The 23119-nt window shown below is 65.3% G+C and carries 19 protein-coding genes and 1 pseudogene; 9 read left to right on the top strand and 11 right to left on the bottom strand.

All coding sequences use genetic code 11. From position 1 onward, the window contains the following. Positions 1-164: 164 nt before the first annotated feature. A complete protein-coding gene (locus ACGLHR_RS41315; protein ID WP_267605698.1) occupies positions 165-860 on the bottom strand; it encodes a transglycosylase domain-containing protein in 696 nt (231 codons plus the stop codon). 279 nt (positions 861-1139) lie between these two features. Here ACGLHR_RS41315 and cysD point away from each other — a divergent pair, with 279 nt between their 5' ends. Genes cysD through ACGLHR_RS41300 form a run of 3 tightly spaced genes read left to right on the top strand, consistent with a single transcriptional unit; the run spans position 1140 to position 4905 of the window. Continuing rightward, a complete protein-coding gene (gene cysD, locus ACGLHR_RS41310; protein WP_400101542.1) occupies positions 1140-2036 on the top strand; it encodes a sulfate adenylyltransferase subunit CysD in 897 nt (298 codons plus the stop codon). Then, complete coding sequence (gene cysN, locus ACGLHR_RS41305) at positions 2036-3937, top strand: sulfate adenylyltransferase subunit CysN (RefSeq protein ID WP_400101540.1); 1902 nt, start codon at positions 2036-2038, stop codon at positions 3935-3937. Before cysD ends, cysN begins: the two co-directional genes overlap by 1 nt. Next, positions 3934-4905, top strand: a complete 972-nt coding sequence (locus ACGLHR_RS41300) for an acetyltransferase (RefSeq protein ID WP_400101538.1) — start codon at positions 3934-3936, stop codon at positions 4903-4905. The genes cysN and ACGLHR_RS41300 overlap by 4 nt, the downstream gene beginning before the upstream one ends. 91 nt (positions 4906-4996) lie before the next feature. Here the strand turns inward: ACGLHR_RS41300 and ACGLHR_RS41295 are convergent, their stop codons facing one another. The 8 genes from ACGLHR_RS41295 to ACGLHR_RS41260 all read right to left on the bottom strand — a co-directional run bounded on the left by ACGLHR_RS41295 (position 4997) and on the right by ACGLHR_RS41260 (position 14623). Continuing rightward, complete coding sequence (locus ACGLHR_RS41295) at positions 4997-5800, bottom strand: TetR/AcrR family transcriptional regulator (protein ID WP_400101536.1); 804 nt, start codon at positions 5798-5800, stop codon at positions 4997-4999. A 109-nt stretch (positions 5801-5909) separates the two neighbouring features. Next, positions 5910-6929 carry a zinc-binding dehydrogenase gene (locus ACGLHR_RS41290; protein ID WP_400101534.1) on the bottom strand — a complete coding sequence of 340 codons (1020 nt, stop codon included), beginning with the start codon at positions 6927-6929 and terminating at the stop codon, positions 5910-5912. A gap of 16 nt (positions 6930-6945) precedes the next feature. After that, a complete protein-coding gene (locus tag ACGLHR_RS41285; RefSeq protein ID WP_400101544.1) occupies positions 6946-8055 on the bottom strand; it encodes a Gfo/Idh/MocA family protein in 1110 nt (369 codons plus the stop codon). A 91-nt stretch (positions 8056-8146) separates the two neighbouring features. Then, on the bottom strand, positions 8147-9370 hold the full coding sequence (locus ACGLHR_RS41280; protein ID WP_400101532.1) for a hypothetical protein: 1224 nt from the start codon (positions 9368-9370) through the stop codon (positions 8147-8149). After that, positions 9370-10632: a sulfotransferase family protein gene (locus ACGLHR_RS41275; RefSeq protein WP_400101530.1), complete on the bottom strand. Its 1263-nt coding sequence runs from the start codon at positions 10630-10632 to the stop codon at positions 9370-9372. Before ACGLHR_RS41275 ends, ACGLHR_RS41280 begins: the two co-directional genes overlap by 1 nt. A gap of 83 nt (positions 10633-10715) precedes the next feature. Beyond that, a complete protein-coding gene (locus tag ACGLHR_RS41270) occupies positions 10716-11486 on the bottom strand; it encodes an SDR family NAD(P)-dependent oxidoreductase (protein WP_400101528.1) in 771 nt (256 codons plus the stop codon). 520 nt (positions 11487-12006) lie between these two features. Further along, positions 12007-13056, bottom strand: a complete 1050-nt coding sequence (locus tag ACGLHR_RS41265; protein WP_400101526.1) for an Ldh family oxidoreductase — start codon at positions 13054-13056, stop codon at positions 12007-12009. A 25-nt stretch (positions 13057-13081) separates the two neighbouring features. Then, positions 13082-14623 (bottom strand): DASS family sodium-coupled anion symporter, encoded by a 1542-nt coding sequence (locus ACGLHR_RS41260; protein ID WP_400101524.1) that lies wholly within the window; start codon positions 14621-14623, stop codon positions 13082-13084. A 410-nt stretch (positions 14624-15033) separates the two neighbouring features. Here ACGLHR_RS41260 and ACGLHR_RS41255 point away from each other — a divergent pair, with 410 nt between their 5' ends. Beyond that, positions 15034-15288: an RNA-binding protein gene (locus ACGLHR_RS41255; protein ID WP_267606604.1), complete on the top strand. Its 255-nt coding sequence runs from the start codon at positions 15034-15036 to the stop codon at positions 15286-15288. Positions 15289-15362: 74 nt separating this feature from the next. After that, positions 15363-16142 (top strand): tyrosine-protein phosphatase, encoded by a 780-nt coding sequence (locus ACGLHR_RS41250; RefSeq protein WP_400101522.1) that lies wholly within the window; start codon positions 15363-15365, stop codon positions 16140-16142. A gap of 13 nt (positions 16143-16155) precedes the next feature. Here the strand turns inward: ACGLHR_RS41250 and ACGLHR_RS41245 are convergent, their stop codons facing one another. Together ACGLHR_RS41245 and ACGLHR_RS41240 are read right to left on the bottom strand one after the other, a co-directional pair. Continuing rightward, positions 16156-17382: an acetate/propionate family kinase gene (locus ACGLHR_RS41245; protein ID WP_400101520.1), complete on the bottom strand. Its 1227-nt coding sequence runs from the start codon at positions 17380-17382 to the stop codon at positions 16156-16158. 67 nt (positions 17383-17449) lie between these two features. Beyond that, positions 17450-18391: a phosphate acetyltransferase gene (locus ACGLHR_RS41240; protein ID WP_267605708.1), complete on the bottom strand. Its 942-nt coding sequence runs from the start codon at positions 18389-18391 to the stop codon at positions 17450-17452. 276 nt (positions 18392-18667) lie between these two features. Between ACGLHR_RS41240 and ACGLHR_RS41235 the strand changes: the two genes are divergently transcribed. From ACGLHR_RS41235 to ACGLHR_RS41220, 4 genes and pseudogenes are all read left to right on the top strand, one after another. Then, a complete protein-coding gene (locus ACGLHR_RS41235; RefSeq protein ID WP_400101517.1) occupies positions 18668-21067 on the top strand; it encodes a DUF3141 domain-containing protein in 2400 nt (799 codons plus the stop codon). A gap of 58 nt (positions 21068-21125) precedes the next feature. Then, positions 21126-21740 (top strand): annotated as a pseudogene (locus tag ACGLHR_RS41230) (SDR family oxidoreductase); the annotation flags it as partial. A gap of 74 nt (positions 21741-21814) precedes the next feature. After that, positions 21815-22057 (top strand): RNA-binding protein, encoded by a 243-nt coding sequence (locus ACGLHR_RS41225; protein ID WP_267605710.1) that lies wholly within the window; start codon positions 21815-21817, stop codon positions 22055-22057. 124 nt (positions 22058-22181) lie between these two features. Then, positions 22182-22985: a TOBE domain-containing protein gene (locus ACGLHR_RS41220; RefSeq protein WP_400101515.1), complete on the top strand. Its 804-nt coding sequence runs from the start codon at positions 22182-22184 to the stop codon at positions 22983-22985. Positions 22986-23119 lie beyond the last annotated feature (134 nt).

The raw sequence follows: 23119 nt of genomic DNA, 5'->3' as shown, positions 1-23119 counted from the left end.
TTTTGGTTACTTTTCTTTACGAGTAAAGAAAAGTGACATCTCACACGTTCTAAAACGGCCAACACCGTACAGCCGCGCCAGCAGCTAGAAGCGCTAAAACACTGCCCACTCACACTCGTCCAGCAGCTAAAAACCGCAAAACACCGCCCCCATCCACCACACCTCTACCGCAACCGCAAAGGCTCCAGCAGCGCCGCATCATATTGCCCGCGATCAATGCGCCCCAACTCCAGCATCCGCAGCAAGATATAAGCCTGCCGCTGCCGCGCCCGCCGCGGATTGACCACGGGGTTATTAGCGGAAGGCGCCTTGGGCAACCCAGCCAGCATCGCGCATTCGGCCAGCGTCAGCTCAGCCACCGGCTTGCCAAAGTAAGTCTCGGCAGCCTCAGCAAAGCCATAGGCTCCCTGGCCAAGGTAGACCTTGTTCATATAGAGCTCCAGGATCTCGTCCTTGCTCATGGCGTGCTCGATGCGGTAAGCCAGCAGCACCTCGTAGAGCTTGCGGGTATAGGTCTTCTCGCGCGAGAGGAAGAAATTGCGTGCCACCTGCATGGTGATGGTGGAGGCGCCCTGCGACAGCTCGTCCGACAGGTTGGCCACGCCGGCTCGGATCACGCCGACATAGTCGATGCCGTCGTGCAGGTAGAAGCGGTCGTCCTCGATGGCTACCACCGCCTGCGTGAGCTTGGGCGGTATCTGGCCGATGGGGACATAGCCGGGTGACTGGCGGAAGGTGGTGAGCGCATCCAGCGTGGGCAACTGGCGCTGAGCGACGAGTACGGCCAGCGTGCCGAGCAGGGCTACGCCCAGCATCAGCACCACCAGCAGCTTGAGAAAATTCGACCAGAGACGTTCCATGGCCAGTATTGTGCCAGCACGCGGCGGCCCTGCCCCGCTCTCGGGGCCACGCCATGCGGCGGCGAGGCAAACGCTTGGGCCGAACGCCACCGCACGACGCATGGCGTAGTCCAAACAGACGATGAGCCGTCCATCGCCCCCTTGTACGCTCAACGCATATTTAAGGAAGTAACCTTAAATTGGATCTGGCGCGGGCGGTGCATCGGCTAAATGTCATTGCCATCGGCCGCGTCGTTGGCGGCGGCTGCCCCGCCGAGCGTGGACGAAGGAGGGTGACAAATGTTGACGCACTTGCAGCGTCTTGAGGCCGAGAGCATTCACATCATGCGAGAGGTGGTCGCGGAGTGTGAAAACCCGGTCATGCTTTACTCCATCGGCAAGGACAGCGCGGTGATGCTGCACTTGGCAATGAAGGCTTTCTATCCCGGGAAACTCCCGTTTCCACTATTGCACGTCGACACGACATGGAAATTCCGCGAGATGATTCAATTTCGGGACGCCATGGCGAATAAGCTCGGCTTCCACCTGATCGTCCACGTGAACCCCGAGGGGTTGGAAAAGGGGATCAACCCGTTTACCCATGGCTCGGCCATACACACCGACATCTGGAAAACCGAGGGACTGAAGCAGGCGCTGGACCAATACGGTTTCGATGCGGCATTTGGTGGCGCGAGGCGGGACGAAGAGAAATCGCGCGCCAAGGAGCGCATCTTTTCGATCCGCTCCGAGCGGCACCGCTGGGATCCGAAACTGCAACGCCCCGAGCTCTGGCGGCTGTACAACGCCCGCAAGCACAAAGGCGAAAGCATTCGGGTGTTCCCGCTCTCCAACTGGACCGAGCTCGATATCTGGCAATACATCTATCTCGAAGGCATTCCGATCGTACCGCTCTATTTAGCGAAAGAGCGACCGGTCGTGGAGCGCGACGGCACGCTCATCATGGTCGATGACGAGCGCATGCCACTGAAAGACGGTGAAGCTCCCGAATTCAGGAAGGTGCGCTTTCGCACGCTGGGCTGCTATCCACTGACCGGTGCCATCGAGAGTGAGGCGGATTCCCTCGCGGCGATCATTCAGGAGATGCTTCTGGCCAAGACGTCCGAACGGCAGGGCCGCCTTATCGACCACGACTCGGCGGGTTCCATGGAGAAAGAGAAACAGGAGGGGTACTTCTGATGGCACACATATCCGATTCGATCGCTGCAGACATCGGGCAATATCTGCAATCACAAGAGAACAAGAGCCTGCTGCGCTTCATCACCTGCGGCAGTGTGGATGACGGCAAGAGCACGCTCATTGGCCGCATGCTCTATGAGTCGAAGATGCTCTTCGAAGATCAGCTCAGCCAGTTGGAGGCGGACTCGAAGAAGGTGGGAACGCAAGGCGGCGACCTTGATTTCGCACTGCTGGTTGACGGCCTCGCGGCTGAGCGCGAGCAAGGCATCACGATCGATGTCGCCTATCGCTTTTTCTCGACCGACAAGCGCAAGTTCATCGTGGCCGATACGCCGGGCCACGAACAATACACGCGCAATATGGTCACCGGAGCCTCGACGGCCGATGTCGCCATCATCCTGATCGACGCGCGCAAAGGCGTGCTGACCCAGACGCGTCGGCACAGCTATCTTGTTTCGCTGATCGGCATTCGCCAGGTTGTACTTGCCATCAACAAGCTGGATATGGTGGAATACTCGAAAGAGATCTACAACAGAATTGACGCTGACTATAGAGCCTTTGCCAGCCAGATCGGTCTGCGGAGTATCGTCACCATCCCCATGTCGGCCCTGAAGGGCGACAATATCACCGAGATCAGCGCAAACACGCCCTGGTACGACGGGCCTACCCTGATGGGGTACCTTGACGCGGTGCAGGTCGAAGACGGCGGCGCTCAGCGCGGGCCGTTTCGCATGCCGGTGCAGTGGGTCAACCGACCCAACCTCGATTTCCGCGGCTACGCAGGCACCGTCGCTAGTGGCCGCGTCAAGCGCGGTGATCGCCTTCGGGTCCTGCCGTCAGGCAGGGAAAGCCGGGTTGCGCGTATCGTGACATACGAAGCCGACCTCGAGGAAGCGGTGTCCGGCCAGTCGATCACGCTCACGCTGGAGGACGAAATCGATATCAGCCGAGGCGACGTTCTCGCGCCGATCGAGGTGCCGGCTGGCGTGGCGGATCAGTTCGAGGCGACCATTGTCTGGATGAGCGACGAGCCTATGCTGCCAGGACGCCCATACCTGTTGAAAATCGGCGCGAAGACCGTGACCGCCACCAGCGCGGTGCCGAAATACAAGATTAACGTCAACACGCTCGAGCATCTCGCGGCCAGGACGCTGAGCCTGAATGAGATCGCGGTCTGCAACCTGATTCTCGATCAGCCAATCGCATTCGATCCCTACCTGGACAATCGCGATACGGGCGGTTTCATCATGATCGACCGCCTGACCAACAATACGATCGGGGCCGGACTGCTGCACTTTGCCTTGCGCCGCTCGCAGAACATCCACTGGCAGGCGATTGACATCGACAAACAGGCGCATGCTGCTCTCAAAGGGCAGAAGCCGTGCGTACTCTGGTTCACGGGGCTGTCGGGTGCCGGCAAGTCCACGATCGCCAACCTCGTCGAGCGCAAACTGCATGCATCGGGCAAGCATACCTATCTGCTGGATGGCGACAATGTGCGTCACGGCCTGAACAAGGACCTCGGCTTCTCCGACGCCGATCGGGTCGAGAACATTCGGCGTGTTGGCGAAGTCGCAAAGCTGATGGCCGATGCGGGACTGATCGTTCTCGTGTCCTTCATCTCGCCATTCCGTTCCGAGCGCAGCATGTCTCGTGGACTGATGGCGCCGGACGAGTTCTTCGAAGTATTCGTCGATACGCCAATCAGCGTGGCGGAACAGCGGGATCCAAAGGGGCTTTACAAGAAGGCGCGCCGTGGCGAGCTGACGAACTTCACCGGCATCGACTCCCCTTACGAGGCGCCGGAGAACCCGGAGATTCGGATCGACACCACCGCCTGGTCGCCGGAGGAGGCAGCCGAGCAGATCGTCAGCCATCTTGTCACCCGCGAGGCGCTATGAACCGCTACTACGTGTTCAACGGAGATGCGGACGGCCTGTGTGCGTTGCAGCAACTGCGGCTTGCCGCGCCTGACGAGTCCTGCGGCGCGAGGCTGTTGACCGGGGTCAAACGCGACATTCAGTTGCTGCAGCACATCGGCGCGGGGGAGGGCGACACCATCACCGTGCTCGACATCTCGCTCGACCAAAATCGGGCTGATCTGCTTCGCCTGCTCGAGGCAGGCGCATCGGTGCGCTATTTTGATCACCATCACGCGGGCGAACTGCCTCACCATACGCGCTTCGAATCCCACATCGACGAGGCGGCCGGCGTCTGCACCAGCATCCTGGTCGACCGCTATCTTGGCGGCCGTCACCGTGCGTGGGCTATCGCGGCGGCATACGGAGACAGCCTGCCTGGCGTGGGCAGCGCCATGGCACTGGCGGCCGGCATCGGCGCTGGCGCGGCTGCGGCCTTGGAGCGGCTCGGCATCTATCTCAACTACAACGCTTACGGCGAAACCGTCGTCGATCTGCATTTCGATCCGGCCGAGTTGTCGGCGCGGATGCTGCCTTTTGCCGACCCGCTGGAATTCGTGGCGTGCTCGGACGCATACGCGCGGCTGGCGGCCGGCTATGAGGAGGACATGGACCTGGCACGCCGGCTCGAGCCGGCACGCCAGGTCCCCGGCGCGGCGCTGCTGGTGCTGCCGGATGCACCGTGGGCGCGGCGCGCCATCGGCGTCCTGGCCAACGAACTCATGCATGGGCAGCCTGATCGTGCGCTCGGTATCCTTTCGCCCAAAAGGCAAGGTGGATTCACGGTCAGTGTGCGCATACCCGGCCATAGTTCAGTGGCTGCGTCTGACTTCTGCCGCACGTTTGACACCGGAGGTGGCCGGAAACTGGCGGGAGGCATCAACCATTTGCCCGAGTCGGAAGTCGACCGCTTTGCGCGCGAGTTCGAGGCATGCTTCGGCATCGCGTAAGGATCGCGTTTCGCATGATTCCCATGATCGTTGGAGAAGGACTTGCTCTCTCGGGATGAGGACGGCCTCGTTGCGAGGCGTCGCGTCTGCGTTACGATCGTCGAGGGGCGGGTTCCGCGGCAAGGCTGGCGGCAGCCTTGCCGCCCCGTGCGCTCCGACCCGTTGACTTCGGCGCGCGCCCCGCGACTTCGCCGGAGACGTCCAGCCGGGAAAGCAGGGAAGCCGTATCGGGCGACATCGGGCCCGCCAGTAGCGCCACCAGGCAATCCTCGAGGTTCTTGATGAACAACTCCGTGTCCATCACCAGGCTTTCCTTCTCGCTCGCATCCAGCATGCGGGAATGGTCGGCGAGCCCGTGGAGCAGCAATACGGCCGCCATGAGCAGGCGCTGGTGTGCCACGGGCTCAGGCAGATCCTGGATGACGTCAAGCAGCGATCGCCTCAGCCGATCCACCTGGCCAAGCTTGAGCGTGGAGGTGCGCAAGTTCTGCACGGAGAGCGTATGCGTGGCCACCAGTTGGGCATCCAGGCGGATGAACTCCTTTCCGCCGTCGGGATCGAAGATCTTCTCCGCAACCGGGTGCATCAGCGCCCGCACCACGTCTCTAACCGAAGGTTTGCCCCGCTGCTCCAGTTCGTCGAGCAGCGCGTTGCGCCGGGCGGCGATGCCCGGCTCATGCTTGTCCAGGATAGCCTGCAACAGGCCGTCCTTGCTGCCGAAATGGTAATGTGTGGCGTTCTTGTTGCGCTGTCCGGCGGCTTTGTTGATATCGTTCAACGAAACCCCCTCGATGCCGCGCTCGGCGAACAAACGCTCCGCAATTGCCACTAGCTTTGCCCGCGTGGCAACACTTTTCAGTGTCAGGCTCTCGACTTTTCTGCCTTGCTGGGACATCGTACCAATCGTTTCATTTGATCAACGCCATGCAGTGTAGCACCGGGCATGGGCCGGCATGTCCCGGTATTGCCGGCCGGCTGGCGTCTTCCATGCCTTCCATTCCGACTCATCCGAACGTCACCAACACCTTGGCCGACTCCTCAGCGCGCGCGGCGGTAGCAAAGGCTTGCTCGAAGTCGGCGAAGGCGAAGCGGTGGCTGATCAGCGGAGTAGTGTCGATCCGGCCGGTAGCGAGGATCTCCAGTACCTCTCCAAACTCGGTGGGGTAGGCCATTGCGGTGGTCACCTCCATCTCCTTGCCCAGCGCCATCGCCAGATCCATGGCGACAGGCGCGTGATGCACCGCCACCACCGTCAGATGCGCCCCGAATCGTGCGTGCGCGATGATCTGGGGAATAACCGGCGCAGCGCCCGACACTTCGATGAATTCGTCGGTATCCACGACAGGCATCCCATAGAGCGTGCCAGCGCCATGGCGTTGGCCGATTTCGGCCCAGAGATCGCATTTGTCGGGATTGAGCGTGGCGTTTGCTCCGAGCGCCTGCGCACGTGCCAGGCGGGTGTCCATGCGATCGACAGCGATGATGTCCGCGACGCCGCACAGACGGAGCATCGCCACGACGCCGAGCCCGATGGGGCCCGCGCCGAAAACGACCACCCTGCTGCCTGCGCCGGCGCGCGAACGGTTGACGCCGTGCAGCGCGACAGCGAGCGGCTCGGCCAGCGCGGCGGTTTCGAAGTCCAGCATGTCGGGAATGGGGTAGACCGATGGCTCGGCCATCACATTGCGCACGAGAATGTGCGAGGCGAAGGCCCCTGGGCCGCCGGAGCCGATCATGTTCGCGGGCGTCGTCGGGTTCACCACCACGCGCTGTCCTTTGCGCAGCGCCGTCACTTGCGCTCCCGCCTCCTCGATCACGCCCGAGAACTCGTGCCCGAGCGATAGGGGACCATCGCCTCCGATCGGCAGGCCGCCCGCGCGTGCGTAGCCGAGATCGGAGCCGCAGATGCCGCAGACCGCGACCTTGACGACGATATCACCCGGCCCGACGCTCGGCCGCTCCACAGGCTCGATGCGGATATCATCAGGTCCATGGACGGCCGCACGGAACATCATTTCTGCCATGGTGGTGTCCTCCCTTTCAGATCGCAATCCAGGCGCGATCGCGCGCCGACCGTCGCACCGCGTCGAGCACCGCCTGCCCGCGCACCGCATCGTCGAATGTCGCCGCGCGCTCGGGGATCGCGGGCACGCCATGCTCGATCCGCGCGCGCATCTCGGCGAAAAGGCGCGCATAGGGCGGCACATCGAACCCCATTGTGTGCCAGCGATCCTGCTCGGTCTGGATCAGCTCGGCGACGGGAAAAGGTGTCGACGTCGCGTTGACGAGATCGGCGGGTATGTCGATGCGCCGCACGCCATCGGCGTCGCTCACCCAGACCTCTTCGGGGTCAGCGTAGGTCGCGCCGCTCTGAATCCACGCCCCGCCTGCGCTGCCTACCACCTTGGTCGCCATCACCAGCGGTCCCGGCGCGGCAAGTGCGGCGATGATTGACCCGGCAACACCGCTGCTCGTTTCGAACTGCACGTTGTAGCAATCGTCGGCTGTCATGTTGGGGCGTCCGGGCGCCAGCGCCTGCAGCATGCCGCTGACGCGCGCGATGGGCCCGAACATGTATTCGACCTGATCGATCATGTGCGAGCCGAACGCGCCAAGGAAGCCGCCGCCCTGGTCGGCGTCCTCCCACCAGTCGCTGAGCCTTTCTGTCGAGTCCTGCAGGCCCGGCTGGTGGTAGATGCGCAGGAAATGGCGCGGCGCGCCGATCATTCCCGACTGGACGACGCGCCGCAACAGCGCCTGCGCGCTGTCGAAGCGGAATTCGGCGCCGAGCATGTGATAAACGCCGGCTCTTGTCGCCGCTTTGCGCATCTCCGCGGCTTCGGCGACGTCGCGGGCAAAGGGCTTTTCGCACACGATATGCCGCCCCGCGGCGATCGCCTCCATCACCGGCGAATAGTGCGCGTGCGGGGGCGTCGCCACCGTGACGAGTTGCACCGCCGGATCGGCAAGCGCTTCGGCAAGGCTATCGGTTGCGAGCGGGATGCCAAGCGGCGCGGCGCGCGCGATGGTGCGGGCACGGTCGCGGCCGACGATCGCGCGCACCTCGAACCCCGCCTCGCGCAGCGCACGTACATGGGTGAAAAGGCCGAAGCCGGTGCCAACCACCGCGGCGGCTATGGGATGCGTCATCAAGGGGTGCCTCCATATGGTTCATGATTGAGCGCCGCGGCGCAGCGGCGCGCGGCTTCGCCGAGATCGGCAATGCGTCGCGGCGCCGCATTCATTGCGCCACCTCGCCGCTCAGCAGCGGCGAGACTTCATCCAGCGCCGCCTCGCCGCGTTCATGCAGCGCGGCCAGTGCGATGCGGCGCAGCGTTACCAACGGCGGCTCGCCCTGCGTGCCGATCAGCCGCAGGCTCATGCCCCCATGGACATGGCCGAAGGGGTGGATCCAGTTGCCGGAGATGCCGGGCTCGCCCTGCGCAATGATGACGCGCACCGAGCCGTCATGGCGATAGATGGCCTTGTACTTCTGCACATGGCCGCCGCCGTCTTCGTAGTTGTCCAGGTTCTCTTGCCAGATCGAGCAGAGCTGGAAGATCCAGTAGTCGCAGGGCGTTGGCAGGAAATCGATCACCAGCGCTTCGCCGTCGGCGCATTCCCAGGTGCCAAAGCCGTGATGCCGATCCGGCACCCCGCCATTGGACAGATACACCGCGCGATCGAAGCGGATGCGGTTCGGCCGTTGGCTGAGATTGTCCTGCCACCAGCGCCGCACCAGTTCGCAATAGCCAAGTACCGTCTGTCCCGCCTTGGCGAGCGCATCGCTCATTTCGGCGGCGGTGATGGGGCGCGGTTCCGGGCGATCGACTCGCTCGATGGAGAACCCGGGCGGCGCGGTATTCGCGCGATCATGATAGAGCGTGCGGATGAGCAGGCCGACGCAATCAGGCGTGATCGACAGCCAGTCGCGTCCGTGCGCAGGCCTGCGCTGGCCGACGACGATCTCGAAATTGCCCGCCGCATCGAAAGTGACTTCGCGTGACGAGATGAAGCCCGTGGTCTGCAGCGCAGCGGGATCGAACCCGACAAGGCCCGCCACGCCGTGCGGGGCCCAGTCCAGCGTTCCCGGATGGCGCGGCTGCGGTGCACGCCATGAAGCAATGACGAAATAGGGCAGTTCGCCGCGATTGCCGCGAATGACGTAGTCATGGCTGCCATCGATGAACTCGGCGAGCAGGTGATCCTGGTCGGGCGACTGGAAATTGATGGACTGGCGCCAGGGCGCATTGCGCAGGCGCGGCCGTTCGGGCTCGCAGTTCTCCATGAAGCGCTCGATACCGTTGCGCATCAGGCGCGTCATGAACCGATACCATTCGGCGCAGTCGAGGGCGTTAGCCTCCGCGCCGAAATGGTCGACCATATGGCCGGCGCGGCGCACCGTTTCACAGTAGTCATCCCACGCCCGGCCGGACAGCAGGCGCTCCGCGGCTCGATCTGTCATCACAACTCTCCTTCGATGCGCTCTGGCCTGACCGAGAAGCGCTGATAATAGAAGCCGAATCGCTCGCGCAACGCCGCTACGTCGATGCCAAAATCGCCTTTCAGGTCATAGACGACCCGTCCGTGCTTTCCGCGGGGATTGGACTCCAGATAGGCATGCACACGGGCACGGGCTTCGTCGGTCAGCGCAAGGCCGGCCATCGCATAGACGCGCTCGATCACCGTCTTTTGGTCGGCCATGTAGTCGTCGAACAGCACGTCGAGCGATTGGCCGGCGGGCACGGTGTCCCGGTCTCGCACACAGGCGCGCAGCAGATGCTCCAGGCGATCTGTCCAATAGCGGGCAAGTTCCTTTACGTCGACGGCATGCCGGCGGATGCGGTTACCATAGGCGATCATGGTGATCGCTGACTGCAGGACGGCGACCGGATCGCGATGCGTGATGACGACCGTTGCGTCGGGATAGGTCGTCATCAACGGCCGGAGATTCTCCATGTGCGGCGGCGACTTCATCACCCATCGGTCCGGCCCCTTGAGCCAGGTGAGCGCTTGCAGGACCCGGCGGCCATAGGCGTAGTGCGAAGTCTGATCCTTGCTGTAGTAATAGTCGCGCCAGCGATAGGGCCGGCACTGCCATTCCGGCAGATAGGATGAGAAGTCCAGGGCTTGCAGCTCTATGTCCTCATGCACGTGGGCGGGAGCCATTTCGTGCATCGCCGGCATGAGCGGCAGCATGGCTTCGAATTCGCCCCACATATCGCGGGCACGAAGGAAGCGCGGATCGTCCGCGCCCGGCGTGGCCTGCTCTTCCAGCGTCGGAATCGGCTCCATCGCTTCCCATAGCGGCATGGAGCGCAGCCGCGGGTCGGCTGCCAGGATATTGACGAGGTGGGTGGTGCCCGAGCGTGGAAGCCCGGCGATGACGATCGGCTGTCGAATCGCGACCTTATTGATTTCAGGGTGCTGCTTCGCAAGATCTTCGAAGCGAAGGCGCGCGCAAGCATAGCGCACGGCATCGCCGAACAGGCCCGCGCGACCCAGCGGACCGAGGCCCGTGTCCTCGTCAAAGCTCCTTAGCCAGATGCGCAGCCGCTCGCGGAAGTCGTCCGGACCAAAGTCGGATAGACCCGTTCGGTGGCGCGCGGCCGCAAGGACAGCCTCCTCGCTCATTTGCACTGGCGGGGAGGAAGCAATCGCTTGACGCTGTTTCTCGGTTAGTTGGGGGGTGCCAAGGTCGGCGATGCGGATGGCGTCAGGTTTCATTGCGTTGGTCCGGTCTGGAAGCGTGATGGAAGGCTGCAGCGATGGGCGCCGGCCGGGAGGGCTGGCGATCCTGCCGTTGCGGTTCAGCCAGCGACGGTAAAGCCGCCGTCGACCGGCAGCGTTTGTCCGGTGATCCAGCTGGCGGCTGCGCTTGTCAGGAACAGGACCGGACCCGCGATGTCGCGCGGCACCCCCAGCCGTGCTGCCGGCGTACGTGCAAGCGTGGGTCCTGACCATGCCGGGTTGGCGACAGTCGCCGCCGTCATGCGGCTCGCGGTAAGCCCCGCGGCGACCGCGTTGACACGAATGCGCCCGCCCCAATGGACTGCCAATGCCCGGGTCAACCCGACGACACCGGTCTTCGCTGCACCATAGCCGGGAACGATGTCGATCCCGAAGAACGAGCTCATCGACGCGATGCTGACAATGGAAGGCCCGCCTGGCAGGGCGCTTTTCAGGAGTTTGTCCGCACAGCCATGCGCCATGCGGTAGCCGCCGACGAGGTGCATGCGCACCGCGCGCTCGAAGACCTCCGGGTCGTACTCGTCGAGGCCGCTGCTCGGCAGCGCAAAGCCGGCGTTGTTGATGAGAATGTCAACCTGTGGCACCGCGGCCGCCACAGCGGAGATATTGTCCGCGTCTTCGATGTCGAGCTGCAAATAGCGGTAGCCATCGAAATCGACGCCGTAGTCGGACGCGCAGCGCCGGGTGCCGGTGATAGTGACCTCCGCGCCTGCGTCTCGATAGGCTTCGGCGATCCCGGCGCCGATTCCGCTGGTGCCACCTGTCACCAACACGTGACAGCCTTTGTAGTCAAACCGAAGGTTCGGCCAGTCGGCCTGTAGGGTATGCATTGGACGTTGTCTCCAATAGGAATACGGGATTGCTGCTACGCGATGCGATCAGTCGGCGGCGCGGTGCAGGGTGTCGCCCACACCGGTGCAAACATAATTTAAGGTAAGAATATTAAATTTTGTTGTCCATGGCAAGCGCCTGAGAAGGTGCCAGAGCCGCGACCAGAATTTCCCGGGACCTCTTTGCATTGCGCATTGCTCTGGCCGGCGGCCTGCGAAACGGCACGGAAGTCGGCCTAAAGTCCGGTGCTTCCTGAAGATTGGAGGAGGGAGGGCGAGACAGGAGATGAGCCAGGAGGCGCGTGGGGGCTCGGGTGACCGGCCCCGTTCGGCGAGGCATGGCGCGTTGCGGATACGCCATCCTCGATGGCCGGCCGTTTGTACTAAGGCTTGCGCCTTAAAAGAGAGGGGTCAAGGGCGGAAGCGGTCCCCCTCGACGCGATGCATCCGCCTTGCGTAACGGACGCCTGTTCCGGAAGGGGGCCAGCACGCGGCGGGCCGGCGCCCGTGTCACGCCGGCTCAGCCCGCCGGCAGCGCCACGCCGAGGTCCTTCGCCAGCGTTTCCAGGTTGCGCCAGATCGCCGGGTTCACATCCAGGTGGGTGGTGGCGAGCGCGCGGTTGGCGGCTTCGAACTCGCCCGGGTACTGCACGCGATCAAAGCCCGGGGCGGGTGGGGTGTCGTGCAGGTAGTTGACGAAGGCTTCCACCTCCGCGCTTTGCCAGCTCAGGCCCAGGTCGAGTTCCGGATTCATCAGCACCGCGAACATATTGTTGGTGGCCACGCCGCCGCGGGGGTTGTCCGGCTGGATGGTGCCGCCCCCGGACAGCACGCCGGCCAGCAGTTCAGCTACCACGCCGAGCGCATAGCCCTTGTGGCCGCCGAAGGGCAGCAGGGCGCCAGGGTGTTCGCTGAACATGGCGCAGGCATCGGTGGTGGGGTTGCCGTCGCCGTCGATGATGCTGTTCTGCGGCGCGTGCTCGCCTTTCTCGGCGAGCACGCGGGCCTTGTTGATGGCGATGGCGCTGGTGGCGATGTCGACCACCAGCGGCGGGCGACCGTTGGGCATCGGCCCGGCGAAGCACAGCGGGTTGGTGGTCAGCCGCGCGGTGCGGCCGCCGTAGGGCGCCACCACCGGAGAGCGGTTGATCACGTTGGTAAAGCTCAGCAGCACGAACCGCTCCTTTGCCACCATCTCGCCGTAGTGTCCCATGCGGCCGAGATGGTGCGAACGGCGCAGCGTGACGATGCAGTGGCCGTGCTGGCGCACGCGCTCGATGGCGGTCTCGATGACGCGCTTGCCCACGTGCTGGCCGAAGCCGCCGTTGCCGTCGAACACCAGCAGGCTGTCGCGGTCGAGCACGCATTCGGCGCGGCCCCCCGGGTTGACGTTGCCTGTTGCGAGCGAGCGCTGGTAGTTGGGCAGGATCGACAGGCCGTGGCTGGTGTAGCCGCAGCGGTCGGCCTCGACCAGGTGCTCGGCCACGTCGTTGGCGATGTCGGTCGGCACGCCTTGCGCGGCGAGCACGTCGCGGGCGAGCTGGGTGGCGGATTGCAATGTGATTTTCATGATCGGTCCTTTTCCCGGTGTGGGCTCAGATCCAGCCCAGCCAGCGCCAGTAGGTGGCGGCGAACAGCAGCATCAGGGCGTAGCCGATCACCGTCACGGGGATGCCGACCTTGGCGAACTGCTTGCCGTTGAAGGTATCCGTGCCAAGGCAAACCATGTTTTGCGGCGCATTGATCGGCAGGATGAAGCCGAAGCTCACGGTGAAGCCGAGCAGCATGGTCAGGCCGATCTGGTTGATATCGCCCGGCAGCGTCTGCAGCACCGAGATCAAGATCGGCAGCAGCGCGGCGGTGAGCGCGGTGGCGCTGGCAAAGCCGAGGTGGATCAGGATCAGGAAGGCGGCCAGGATGGCGAACACCAGGATCGGGCCTTGCGTGGCGAGCCCGGAGTTAGCCACCACGAACTTGCCCAGCCATTGGCCGGCCTGCGTGGTGAGCAGCGCGGTGCCCAGGCTGATGCCCACCCCGAACACGATCAGCGTGCCCCACGGCGTGCGTTGCTGCATGGTCTTCCAGTCCATCACGCCGATGCGCGGCATCATCAGGATCACCAGGCCGACGAAGGTCACGGTGGCGGTGTCGAACTGGTGCAGCTTGCCCTCGGTGGCCCAGAACAGCAGCAGCCCGATGGACACGGCGGCAAGCCGCTTCTGCGGGCCGCTCATCGGGCCCAGCCCGGCGAGTTCCTTTTGCACGGCCTCCTTGCCGCCGGGGATGGCTTCGGTTTCGGCGGGCAGCAGGAAACGCACCAGGAAATACAGCACGACCGACATCACGATGGCCCACGGCGCGCCGGCGATCAGCCATTGCAGCCAGGTGATGCGCTCGCCCAGCAGCTTGTCCATGAAGCCCGCCGTCAGCAGGTTCTGCGCGGCGGCGGTCTGGATGCCGACGTTCCAGATGCTGGTGGCCATGGCCACGGTGATCATGATGCCGGCGGCGATATTCGATTTCTTGTCGACCCCGAACGCCGCGATCACGCCCATCATGATCGGCACCACGCAGGCGCTGCGCGCGGTGGCGCTCGGCACCACCAGCGACAGCGCGATGGTCACCGCGACGCTGCCGATCAGGATACGCCGCGTGCTGGTGCCGATGGCCGACAGCGTGACCAGCGCGATGCGCCGGTCGAGCCCGGTCACCGTCATCGCCGCCGAGATAAAGAGGGCGGCGGCAACCAGCGCAAGCGCGGTGTTGGAGAACCCTGCCAGCGCCATGCCGAGCGCGCGGGACGTGCCGTATTGCGTGGCCGGGTCGGCCACCGTGGGCGCGAAGCCGATCAGCGCCGCCATCAGCGACGTGATCATGATGGCGCTGGCCTCGTAGGAGACCGCCTCGGTGATCCACACCACGATGGCAAAGGCGAGGATGGCCAGCATGCGATGTCCCGCCACCGGCAGCTCCGGGGGCAGGGGCAGGGCGAGTAAGCCGATCAGTACCAGGATGGCGGCGTAGAGCCCCCATGGCGTGGATTTACCAGGCGCGGCTTGCGGCTCGGCGGCAGCTGCACCGATGGCGCTCGGGGCGGCAGCGCGAACGGCTTGGGTTGGAGTGCGCGGGTTTGTCATCGCTTTGCCTTTTCTTGTCTGGTTGATCTTGGTTCGACACGGGAAGGCGGACGTCACGCGCGGGCAAGTGGCTAGCCTGTGACTGGCTGGGTGGCGGCGTCGTTCGGCGGTCTTCCGTGAAGACCTGGCGGATGCGGGGGACCGGCTTGTGGCGCTTGTGGCCGGACTGCCACGTTCGACATGGGGAAATTATTGTGCCGGCCAACGGCGCCTGTCGAGGGTGGATCCGGGGACATATGATGTGGATCAAGGAACCGGTTCGCGCCGGGAAATTTCCATGCGCCACACGGTCAGACTTTCAGAGCATTGCGCTACAAGGGCTTGAGGGCGTTGCGCAGCGAGCGCAACAGCCGGCGGCCCTGCACGCTTGCAAGCCGCGCGAAAGTGATCTGAAAATATTGGAGTGCATGATGAAGGTTTTAGTGAGAGGACTACGTGCCGAAGTCGACGCATCCACGTTGCGTAAAGCCCTGGCCGCCTACGTGCGGGTCAAGGATGTCGAGCTGATCTGCGAGGGCGACTGTGCCCATCCCTGGGCCTGGGTCGACCTGGATCTGGACGATGTGGACCCGATGAGCGTGTGGAAGCTGGTGGCGAAGCTCGATCGCCGTTATATTGCTGGCTGCCATACGCGCTGGCATGTGCCGGCCTATCGCCCGCGCTGAACCGCCGCCACGTGCGGTGCGGCGCGCGCGCCACCGAACGACAAAGACAGGGCAGGGACACGATGCAGGAAAACATGGCCGATGCGCCATCACAAGGTGCCGGCGTGCCCGGCAATGCAGCGCTTGCGCTGGACAACGTGGTCAATCTGCGCGACCTCGGCGGCCTCGCCACGCGCGACGGCTACCGCGTGCGAGCTGGCAAGCTGTTTCGCAGCGGCAACCCGGGCCTGGCCAGCGCGGCGGATATGGAACGGCTGCGCGCATTGCAGCTGGACATGGTGATCGATTTCCGCTCGCCTGGTGAGAAGACCGCGGCGGAGAGCCCATTTGGCGAGGCCTTCCGCTGGGTCGCCACGCCGGTGCTGGAAGGCAGCATGTCGATGGCCGAGCTGATGCCGCGTTTGCGCGACGGCAGCGCGGCGCAGATGGAGGCCTTCATGCTGGAGGTCTATGGCGACTTTCCGCGCAAGTACCAGGCCGCGTTCGGCAGTTTCCTGAAGGCCGCGGAGCAGGGCGGCAACCTGCTGTATCACTGCACCGCGGGCAAGGACCGCACCGGCTTTGCCTCGCTGTTGCTGCTGGCCGGCCTGGGCGTGGAGCGCGACACCATCATGGCCAACTACCTGGAATCGAATCACTGGAACCAGGGCTTCAACCAGAAGATGAGTGCCGGTGCCGCGCAGTTCGGCGTCGATCCCGCGGTGATGTGGCCATTGCTGGCGGTGAAAGCCTCCTACCTGGAAGCCTCGATGCATGCCATCGAGCAGGACTACGGCGGCATCGACGCCTACCTGGGCAACGTGCTGAAGGTGGATGCCGAGCGCTTGCGCCAGGCCTACCTGGTACGCGCATAAGGTGCCAGGGGAGCTACGCGAGCGCCTTTTGCTCCATCATGATCCGCGCGGTGTTCAGCGCGATCATCCCTTCCTCGTCGGTAGGCAGCACCAGCACCGGCACGCGGCTGTGGTCGCGGCTGATGCGCTGGCGGTTCTCGTTGTTGGCGCCTGCGTCCAGGCTGATGCCGAACAGCTCCGCCAGCCGCGCGCAGATCTTCTCGCGCACCGGTGGCGAGTTGGCGCCAATGCCGGCGGTGAACACCAGCGCATCCAGGCCGCCCAGCGTGGTCGCCAGCTTGCCGATTTCCTGCGCCGCCCGGTAGGCGTAGAAATCGATCGCCAGCCGCGCGCGCGGCGCGTCGCTGGCCAGCAGGGCGCGCATGTCGCTGCTGACACCCGACAATCCCTTCAGCCCTGAATCCTGGTACAGCATCGCCTCGATGTCCTTGGTGCTCATGCCTTGCTGCGACAGCCACAGGATGGCGCCGGCATCGATGGCGCCGCAGCGCGTGCCCATCGGCAGGCCGTCGAGCGCCGTCAGGCCCATGGTCGATTCCACGCTGCGCCCCTCGCGCATGGCGCACAGGCTGGCGCCGTTGCCCAGGTGCGCCACGATCACGCGGCCCTGTGCCAGGTCGGGCGCGATCTGCTGCAGGCGGCGCGCGATGTATTCGTAGGACAGGCCGTGAAAGCCGTAGCGGCGGATGCCGCGTTCGAAGTACTCGTAAGGCAGCGCCAGCAGTTGCGCCAGCGGGTCGTGCCCGGCGTGAAAGGCGGTGTCGAAGCAGGCTACCTGCAGCAGCGCCGGCGCGGCGGCGCGCACCGCGCGGATCGCCGTGAGGTTGTGCGGCTGGTGCAGCGGCGCCAGCGGGATCAATGCTTCCAGCTTGGCAATGACGTCGTCATCGATCTTCACGGCAGCGCAGAAGTCCGCGCCGCCATGCACCACGCGATGGCCGATCGCCACCGGCGGCGCATCGCGCAGGCCGATGCTCAGCACCAGCCGGATCAGGCGGAAGGCCGCATCGTGATCCGCCACCTGCGCCACCGGAAAGCGCTCGTCCGCTACCACGCGGCCATCCGCCATGCTGGCGGTGAGGCGCGGCGACACGCCGATGCCTTCGATCTGCCCGTGCGCGCTGAGCACCGGGTTGATGTCGGTATTGGCGTGGGCGGCCTCGGGCACGGTGTACACCGAGACCTTGACGCTCGAGGAGCCGGCATTGACGACGAGGATGGTGGGATGGGTGGCGCTCACGCTGGCAGGCCTCCTTGTGACGATGACGTTGACCGTGACGTTGACTGTGGCTGGGACGGTGGGACGCTCAGATCTCGGTGGGCGTCCGGGCGGTGCGGCGCGCATGCGCCAGAAGCACGGCGATCGCGCAGCTGCCGATGCGCGCGCGCACGCTGTCGGCGCGGCTGGTAAGGATGATGGGCACGCGCGCGCCCAGCACGATGCCGGCGGCTTCGGCGCCGGCCAGGAAGGTGAGCTGCTTGGCCAGCATGTTGCCGGCCTCCAGGTCGGGCACCAGCAGGATGTCGGGGTCGCCGGCGACCTCGGAGACGATGCCCTTTGTCACCGCGGCTTCATGGCTGATCGCGTTGTCGAAGGCGAGCGGGCCATCGAGGATGCCGCCTTCGATCTGGCCGCGCCGGCTCATCATGCATAGCGCGGCCGCGTCGATGGTGGAGGGGATCTTGTCGGTCACGGTTTCCACCGCCGAGAGGATGGCCACCTTTGGGCACGCGATGCCCAGCACGCGCAGCAGGTCGATCGCGTTGCGGCAGATGTCGGCCTTGTCGTTGAGCGTGGGAAAGATATTGACCGCGGCGTCGGTGATGAACAGCGGCTTGTGATAGCTCGGCACGTCCATCGCAAACACATGCGAGAGGCGCCGGCCCGTGCGCAGGCCGGTGGCGGACGCGGTGACTTCGTGCAGCAGCTCGTCGGTGTGCAGGCTGCCTTTCATCAGCAATTCCGCCTCGCCAGCGCGTATCGCCGCGACCGCGCGCGCGGCGGCGGCATGGCTATGCGGCGCGTCGATCAGCACGCTGTCGCCGAGGTCCAGCGCATTGGCGTCGGCCACCTGGCGGATGCGCGCCTCGGGCCCGATCAGCAGCGGCACGATCAGGCCGAGGCTGGCCGCCTGCAGCGCGCCGCCAAGCGAGGAAGCATCGCAGGGATGCGCCACCGCGGTGGGAATGGCGGGCAAATCCTGGCAGCGTGCCAGCAGGACGGAGTACTTGTCGAGCGTCTGGGTCATCGGCGTTCCGGTGCATCGGGGTTGCGGTGCGACCGCGCGGGCATGCTGCGTCGCGCAAAAAGCAAAGGCCAGTATAGGCGATGTTTCCTGCGGCACGATGACATCGGTTGATACCTTGCGCCAGGTCATCCCCGCTGCGGATCCGCCCATGCGGCGGGTTGTCAAGCACGGTGCAGGCTGATAGATTCCGCTGTGCTGCAGGCCAGCACTTCCGTGCGATCGCCTGGAAACGACTGCCTTCCGCGCCACACCGTAGAACGTAGAAGGGGAAGCCGAGTGAACGCACGTGATCCCGTCACCCATGCCGGCAGCGCAGCCGCCGGCGTGCCACCGCTCTTGTCCGATGCGTGGTCCTACACGCATGACGCCTGGCAGCGCGCCATCCTGTTGCTCGACATCCTGCGCGAGCGCGGCAACCAGACCTTCGAGCACGAGCGCGAGGGCATGCCGCCGGTACTGATCTTCGAGCACGAGGTGGTGATCGACGCGCGCACGCTGGCGCAACCCGTCAACTACGCGCTGCTGCGCATCCTGCCGCCGCCCGGCATCGTCACCGACGACACCAAGCGGCCCTTCGTGGTGATCGATCCGCGCGCCGGGCATGGCCCCGGCATCGGCGGCTTCAAGATCGACAGCGAGATCGGCATCGCGTTGCGCAGCGGCCATCCCTGCTATTTCGTCACCTTTTTCCCGGTGCCTTGCCCGGGCCAGACCATCGAGTGCGTGGCGCGCGCCGAAGCCGTGTTCCTGCGCACGGTGGCCGAGCGCCATCCGCAAGCGCAAGGCAAGCCGTTCGTGATCGGCAACTGCCAGGGCGGCTGGGCGCTGATGATGCTGGCTGCCGCCGCGCCGGAACTGGTCGGCCCCATCCTGCTGGCCGGTTCGCCGCTGGCCTACTGGTCGGGCGTGCGCGGGCGCAACCCGATGCGCTACAGCGGTGGGCTGCTGGGCGGCTCGTGGCTGTCGTCCTTTACTTCCGATCTCGGCAATGGCCGTTTCGACGGGGCCTGGCTCGTGCAGAATTTCGAGCAGCTCAATCCGTCCAACACGTACTGGAAAAAACTCTACGACGTCTATGCGCGCGTGGATACGGAGCGCGAGCGTTTCCTGGAGTTCGAGCGCTGGTGGGGCGGGCACTTCCTGCTCAACCGTGCCGAGATCGACTGGATCGTGCAGAACCTCTTCGTCGGCAACCATCTCACCGCCGGCGAGGTGCACAGCGCGGATGGCAGCGTCGTGGTGGACCTGCGCAATGTGCGCTCGCCCATCGTGGTCTTTGCCTCCTGGGGCGACAACATCACGCCGCCGCAGCAGGCGCTGAACTGGATTCCCGATCTTTACGCCAGCGTCGACGAGATCGTCGCCAACGACCAGGTCATCGTCTACTGCCTGCATGAAAAGATCGGGCACCTCGGCATCTTCGTGTCGGCTGGCGTGGCCAATCGCGAGCACACCGAGCTGTTCTCCGCGCTCGACCTGATCGACGTGCTGCCGCCCGGGCTGTACGAGGCGCGCATCGAAGATATCGCGCCGGGCACCTCGCACCTGGAACTGATCGAAGGCCGCTACCTGATGCGCTTCGAGCGCAGGACCATCGACGACATCCTCGCGCTGGACGATGGCCGCGACGACGAGCGAGCGTTCGAGGTGGTGCGCCGCGTGGCCGAAGTCAACCAGCGCCTGTACGACACCTTCGCCTCGCCGGTGGTGCAGGCCGCATCCAACGAGCTGGGCGCCTACGCAATGCGGCAGATGCATCCGGCCCGGCTCGAGCGCGCCCTGGCATCGGACGCGAATCCGTGGATGGCGTGGATCGCCGCGCTGGCGCCGTCGGTGCGCGAGGCGCGCCAGCCGGTGGCGCCGGACAATCCCTTCGTCACGCTGGAACGCGCGGTGTCCGACACCATCGTGCGCACGCTCGACGCGTGGCGCGACCAGCGCGATGCCTTCCAGGAGCAGGTCTTCGAGGCGCTGTACCAGTCGCCATGGCTGTCCGCGCTGGTGGGCTTCTCGCCCGGCGCCGAGAAGCGCGGGCCGCCGCCGGTGACCGCTGCGCTGCGGGAGGAACTGGCCGCGCGGCGCCTCCATGACGCGGAGGCGGGGATCGAGCAGGGCACGCCGCTCGACGCCTTCATGCGCATCCTTTGCTATGTGGCCGACGAGAACGCCAGCATCGAGGAGCGGCCCTTCAACCTGATGCGGCAGATGGCGCGCGAGCACCTGGAGCAGCAGCCTGACATCGCCACGGTCAAGGCCGCAGTCAAGCGGCAGAGCTTTATCGTGGGGCTGGACGCCGAACGCGCCGTGGCCGCGCTGCCGCTGCTGGTGCCGGACAGCGGGCAACGCCACCGCATCATGATGGCGATCCATCGCATCGTGACCGTGGTGGGGCCGCTCGAAGGCGCCCGCCTGGCGCGCTATCGCGAGGTGGCGCACGTGTTGGGCACCGACCATACGGCGCGGCAAACTGCGGAGCCCGCAACGGTGGCGCCCGCGGCGCCTGTCCCCGTGGCAACGTCGCCGCGCGCGGTGCGCAAGGCGGCATCGCCGCAAGCCAAGGCGCGAGCTCGCAAGCCAGGCACGGCCGTGGCCGGCGCGGCCAAGCCCGGCAAGGTGGCCAAGCCTCTCAAGACGGTCAAGCCATCACCGCGGCGCAGCGTCAAGACAGGCACTTGAACCAGGCGAGCAAAAGCCGGCGCCAGCAGGGGCGCGCATTCACTAAGCGAGGGACATCATGGTGCAAGTACCCAATCCCCCATTGCTGGGCGCGCGCGTGCTGGTGGTGGGCGTGGCCAACGCGGAATCCATCGCGTGGGGCTGCGCGCGGGCCTTTCGCGAGCTTGGCGCCGAGCTCGCGATCACCTATCTCAACGACAAGGCCTATCCGCATGTGGCGCCGCTGGCCGAAGCGGTGGGCGCGACGATCCTGATGCCGCTCGACGTGGAGGACGCTGGCCAGGAGCAGGCGCTGTTCGAGCGGATCACCCAGCAATGGGGCCAGCTCGACGTGCTGGTGCACTCGGTGGCCTTCGCGCCCAAGGCCGACCTGCAGGGCGGGCTGCTGAATGCATCGGCGGCCGGCTTCGCGCGGGCCATGGACGTGTCCTGCCACTCCTTCGTGCGGCTGGCGCGGCGCGCGGTGCCGCTGATGCGCGAGGGCGGCAGCCTGTTCGCCATGAGCTACGAGGGCGCCAACCGCGTGGTGCCGAACTACAACCTGATGGGTCCGGTCAAGGCGGCGCTGGAGGCCTCTTGCCGCTACCTGGCGCACGAACTCGGCCCGAGCGGCATCCGCGTGGCTGACTGCCGCCAAGGGCGCGATGCGCGGCCCACACGGCCCGCGTCGGGCCGCCTACAATGAGCTAGACAACCCAGGCCCGTGCCGCTTGCCGCGTGCGCGCTGCCTCATATCGGGAGCGAGACATGAAGGTACTCATCCGGGGCCTGCACCGCGATGTGACCGAACAGATGCTGCGCGACAAGCTGGCGACCTACGCACCGGTGACGTCCGTGGAACTGGTGCGCGAGGGCGATCCGGACCATCCTTGGGCCTGGGTCAACCTGGATATCGATCCCTTCACCGCCTGGCGCCTGCTGCGCCAGCTCGATCGCCAATACTTTGCCGGCAGCATGATGCGCTGGTATATCCCGGCTCACCAGGGTTGACGCGTTGATATGTTGCCGTGCAGGCAAGTTGAGGCAGGGCGGCTGCCGCGCCGCCAAGCTTTGGCATTAAGATAAGCGGCTTCTGCCACTTTGCTGCGCTGCCACGCGGTAGCGCCATTCCCGCATGCTAGAACTCGAAGGCGCGATCTGGTTTCGCTCAGGCTCCCAGGACTGGGGCGGGGGCGAACGCATTGCCCTGCTGGCCGCGATCGGCGAGCATGGCTCGATCACGGCTGCCGCCAAGGCGGTCGGCCTGAGCTACAAGGCCGCCTGGGATGCCATCGACGCCATGAACAACAGCGCGGGCGAGCCGCTGGTGGTCCGCGCCGCCGGCGGCAAGGGCGGCGGCGGTACCGTGCTCACGGAGCGCGCCGCCAGCCTGATCCGCACTTACCGCGTGCTCGAGCACCAGCACCGGCTCTTTATCGAACACCTCGCCAGCCTCGGCAACTTCAACGAGACGGCGCAGGACGACCTTCACCTGATGCGGCGTTTCATGATCAAGACCAGTGCGCGCAACAAGCTCTTCGGCAAGGTGGCCGCGATCCGTGCCGGCGCCGTCAACGACGAGATCACGCTGTCGCTCGCGGGCGGCCAGCACGTGGTCGCCACCATCACCCACGAAAGCGTGGAGATGCTGGGCCTGGTACCCGGCGCCGAAGCCTTCGCGCTGATCAAGGCTTCCTCGGTCCTGCTGGGGCTGCCCGATCCCGGGCTGCGGCTCTCGGCGCGCAACCAGTTGCCAGGCAAGGTGACCCGCGTGCTGCCGGGCGCCGTCAATGCCGAGGTGGCGCTGGAGCTGGACGGCGGCGGCACCGTGGTGGCCATCGTCACCAACGACAGCGTGAGCGCGCTCGGCCTGGCCGAGGGCAGCCGCGCGCTGGCGATCTTCAAGGCGTCGAGCGTGATCCTGGGCACCATGGGTTGAGTCGCGTCGCGCAATCCTCTGTGCGGCTTGATGTCAAATTCAACTGCTTAACGTCAGGTCAAAAGCTTAAAGTCAACTGCAGTTTCACCTCCCCTGCGGGGAGGCGACCTACTTTCTTGTCTCGCCAAGAAAGT

The sequence above is a fragment of the Cupriavidus sp. CuC1 genome (genome assembly GCF_044627735.1).
In the GTDB taxonomy this organism is placed as follows: Bacteria; Pseudomonadota; Gammaproteobacteria; order Burkholderiales; family Burkholderiaceae; genus Cupriavidus; species Cupriavidus ulmosensis.
This window is presented reverse-complemented; position numbering and strand designations above follow the sequence as displayed.

What these genes read in the sequence shown, in the direction of transcription:
- ACGLHR_RS41315 (WP_267605698.1), bottom strand. Translation starts at nt 860, where the DNA reads ATGGAACGTCTCTGGTCGAATTTTCTCAAGCTGCTGGTGGTGCTGATG.
- cysD (WP_400101542.1), top strand. Translation starts at nt 1,140, where the DNA reads ATGTTGACGCACTTGCAGCGTCTTGAGGCCGAGAGCATTCACATCATG.
- cysN (WP_400101540.1), top strand. Translation starts at nt 2,036, where the DNA reads ATGGCACACATATCCGATTCGATCGCTGCAGACATCGGGCAATATCTG.
- ACGLHR_RS41300 (WP_400101538.1), top strand. Translation starts at nt 3,934, where the DNA reads ATGAACCGCTACTACGTGTTCAACGGAGATGCGGACGGCCTGTGTGCG.
- ACGLHR_RS41295 (WP_400101536.1), bottom strand. Translation starts at nt 5,800, where the DNA reads ATGTCCCAGCAAGGCAGAAAAGTCGAGAGCCTGACACTGAAAAGTGTT.
- ACGLHR_RS41290 (WP_400101534.1), bottom strand. Translation starts at nt 6,929, where the DNA reads ATGGCAGAAATGATGTTCCGTGCGGCCGTCCATGGACCTGATGATATC.
- ACGLHR_RS41285 (WP_400101544.1), bottom strand. Translation starts at nt 8,055, where the DNA reads ATGACGCATCCCATAGCCGCCGCGGTGGTTGGCACCGGCTTCGGCCTT.
- ACGLHR_RS41280 (WP_400101532.1), bottom strand. Translation starts at nt 9,370, where the DNA reads ATGACAGATCGAGCCGCGGAGCGCCTGCTGTCCGGCCGGGCGTGGGAT.
- ACGLHR_RS41275 (WP_400101530.1), bottom strand. Translation starts at nt 10,632, where the DNA reads ATGAAACCTGACGCCATCCGCATCGCCGACCTTGGCACCCCCCAACTA.
- ACGLHR_RS41270 (WP_400101528.1), bottom strand. Translation starts at nt 11,486, where the DNA reads ATGCATACCCTACAGGCCGACTGGCCGAACCTTCGGTTTGACTACAAA.
- ACGLHR_RS41265 (WP_400101526.1), bottom strand. Translation starts at nt 13,056, where the DNA reads ATGAAAATCACATTGCAATCCGCCACCCAGCTCGCCCGCGACGTGCTC.
- ACGLHR_RS41260 (WP_400101524.1), bottom strand. Translation starts at nt 14,623, where the DNA reads ATGACAAACCCGCGCACTCCAACCCAAGCCGTTCGCGCTGCCGCCCCG.
- ACGLHR_RS41255 (WP_267606604.1), top strand. Translation starts at nt 15,034, where the DNA reads ATGAAGGTTTTAGTGAGAGGACTACGTGCCGAAGTCGACGCATCCACG.
- ACGLHR_RS41250 (WP_400101522.1), top strand. Translation starts at nt 15,363, where the DNA reads ATGGCCGATGCGCCATCACAAGGTGCCGGCGTGCCCGGCAATGCAGCG.
- ACGLHR_RS41240 (WP_267605708.1), bottom strand. Translation starts at nt 18,391, where the DNA reads ATGACCCAGACGCTCGACAAGTACTCCGTCCTGCTGGCACGCTGCCAG.
- ACGLHR_RS41225 (WP_267605710.1), top strand. Translation starts at nt 21,815, where the DNA reads ATGAAGGTACTCATCCGGGGCCTGCACCGCGATGTGACCGAACAGATG.
- ACGLHR_RS41220 (WP_400101515.1), top strand. Translation starts at nt 22,182, where the DNA reads ATGCTAGAACTCGAAGGCGCGATCTGGTTTCGCTCAGGCTCCCAGGAC.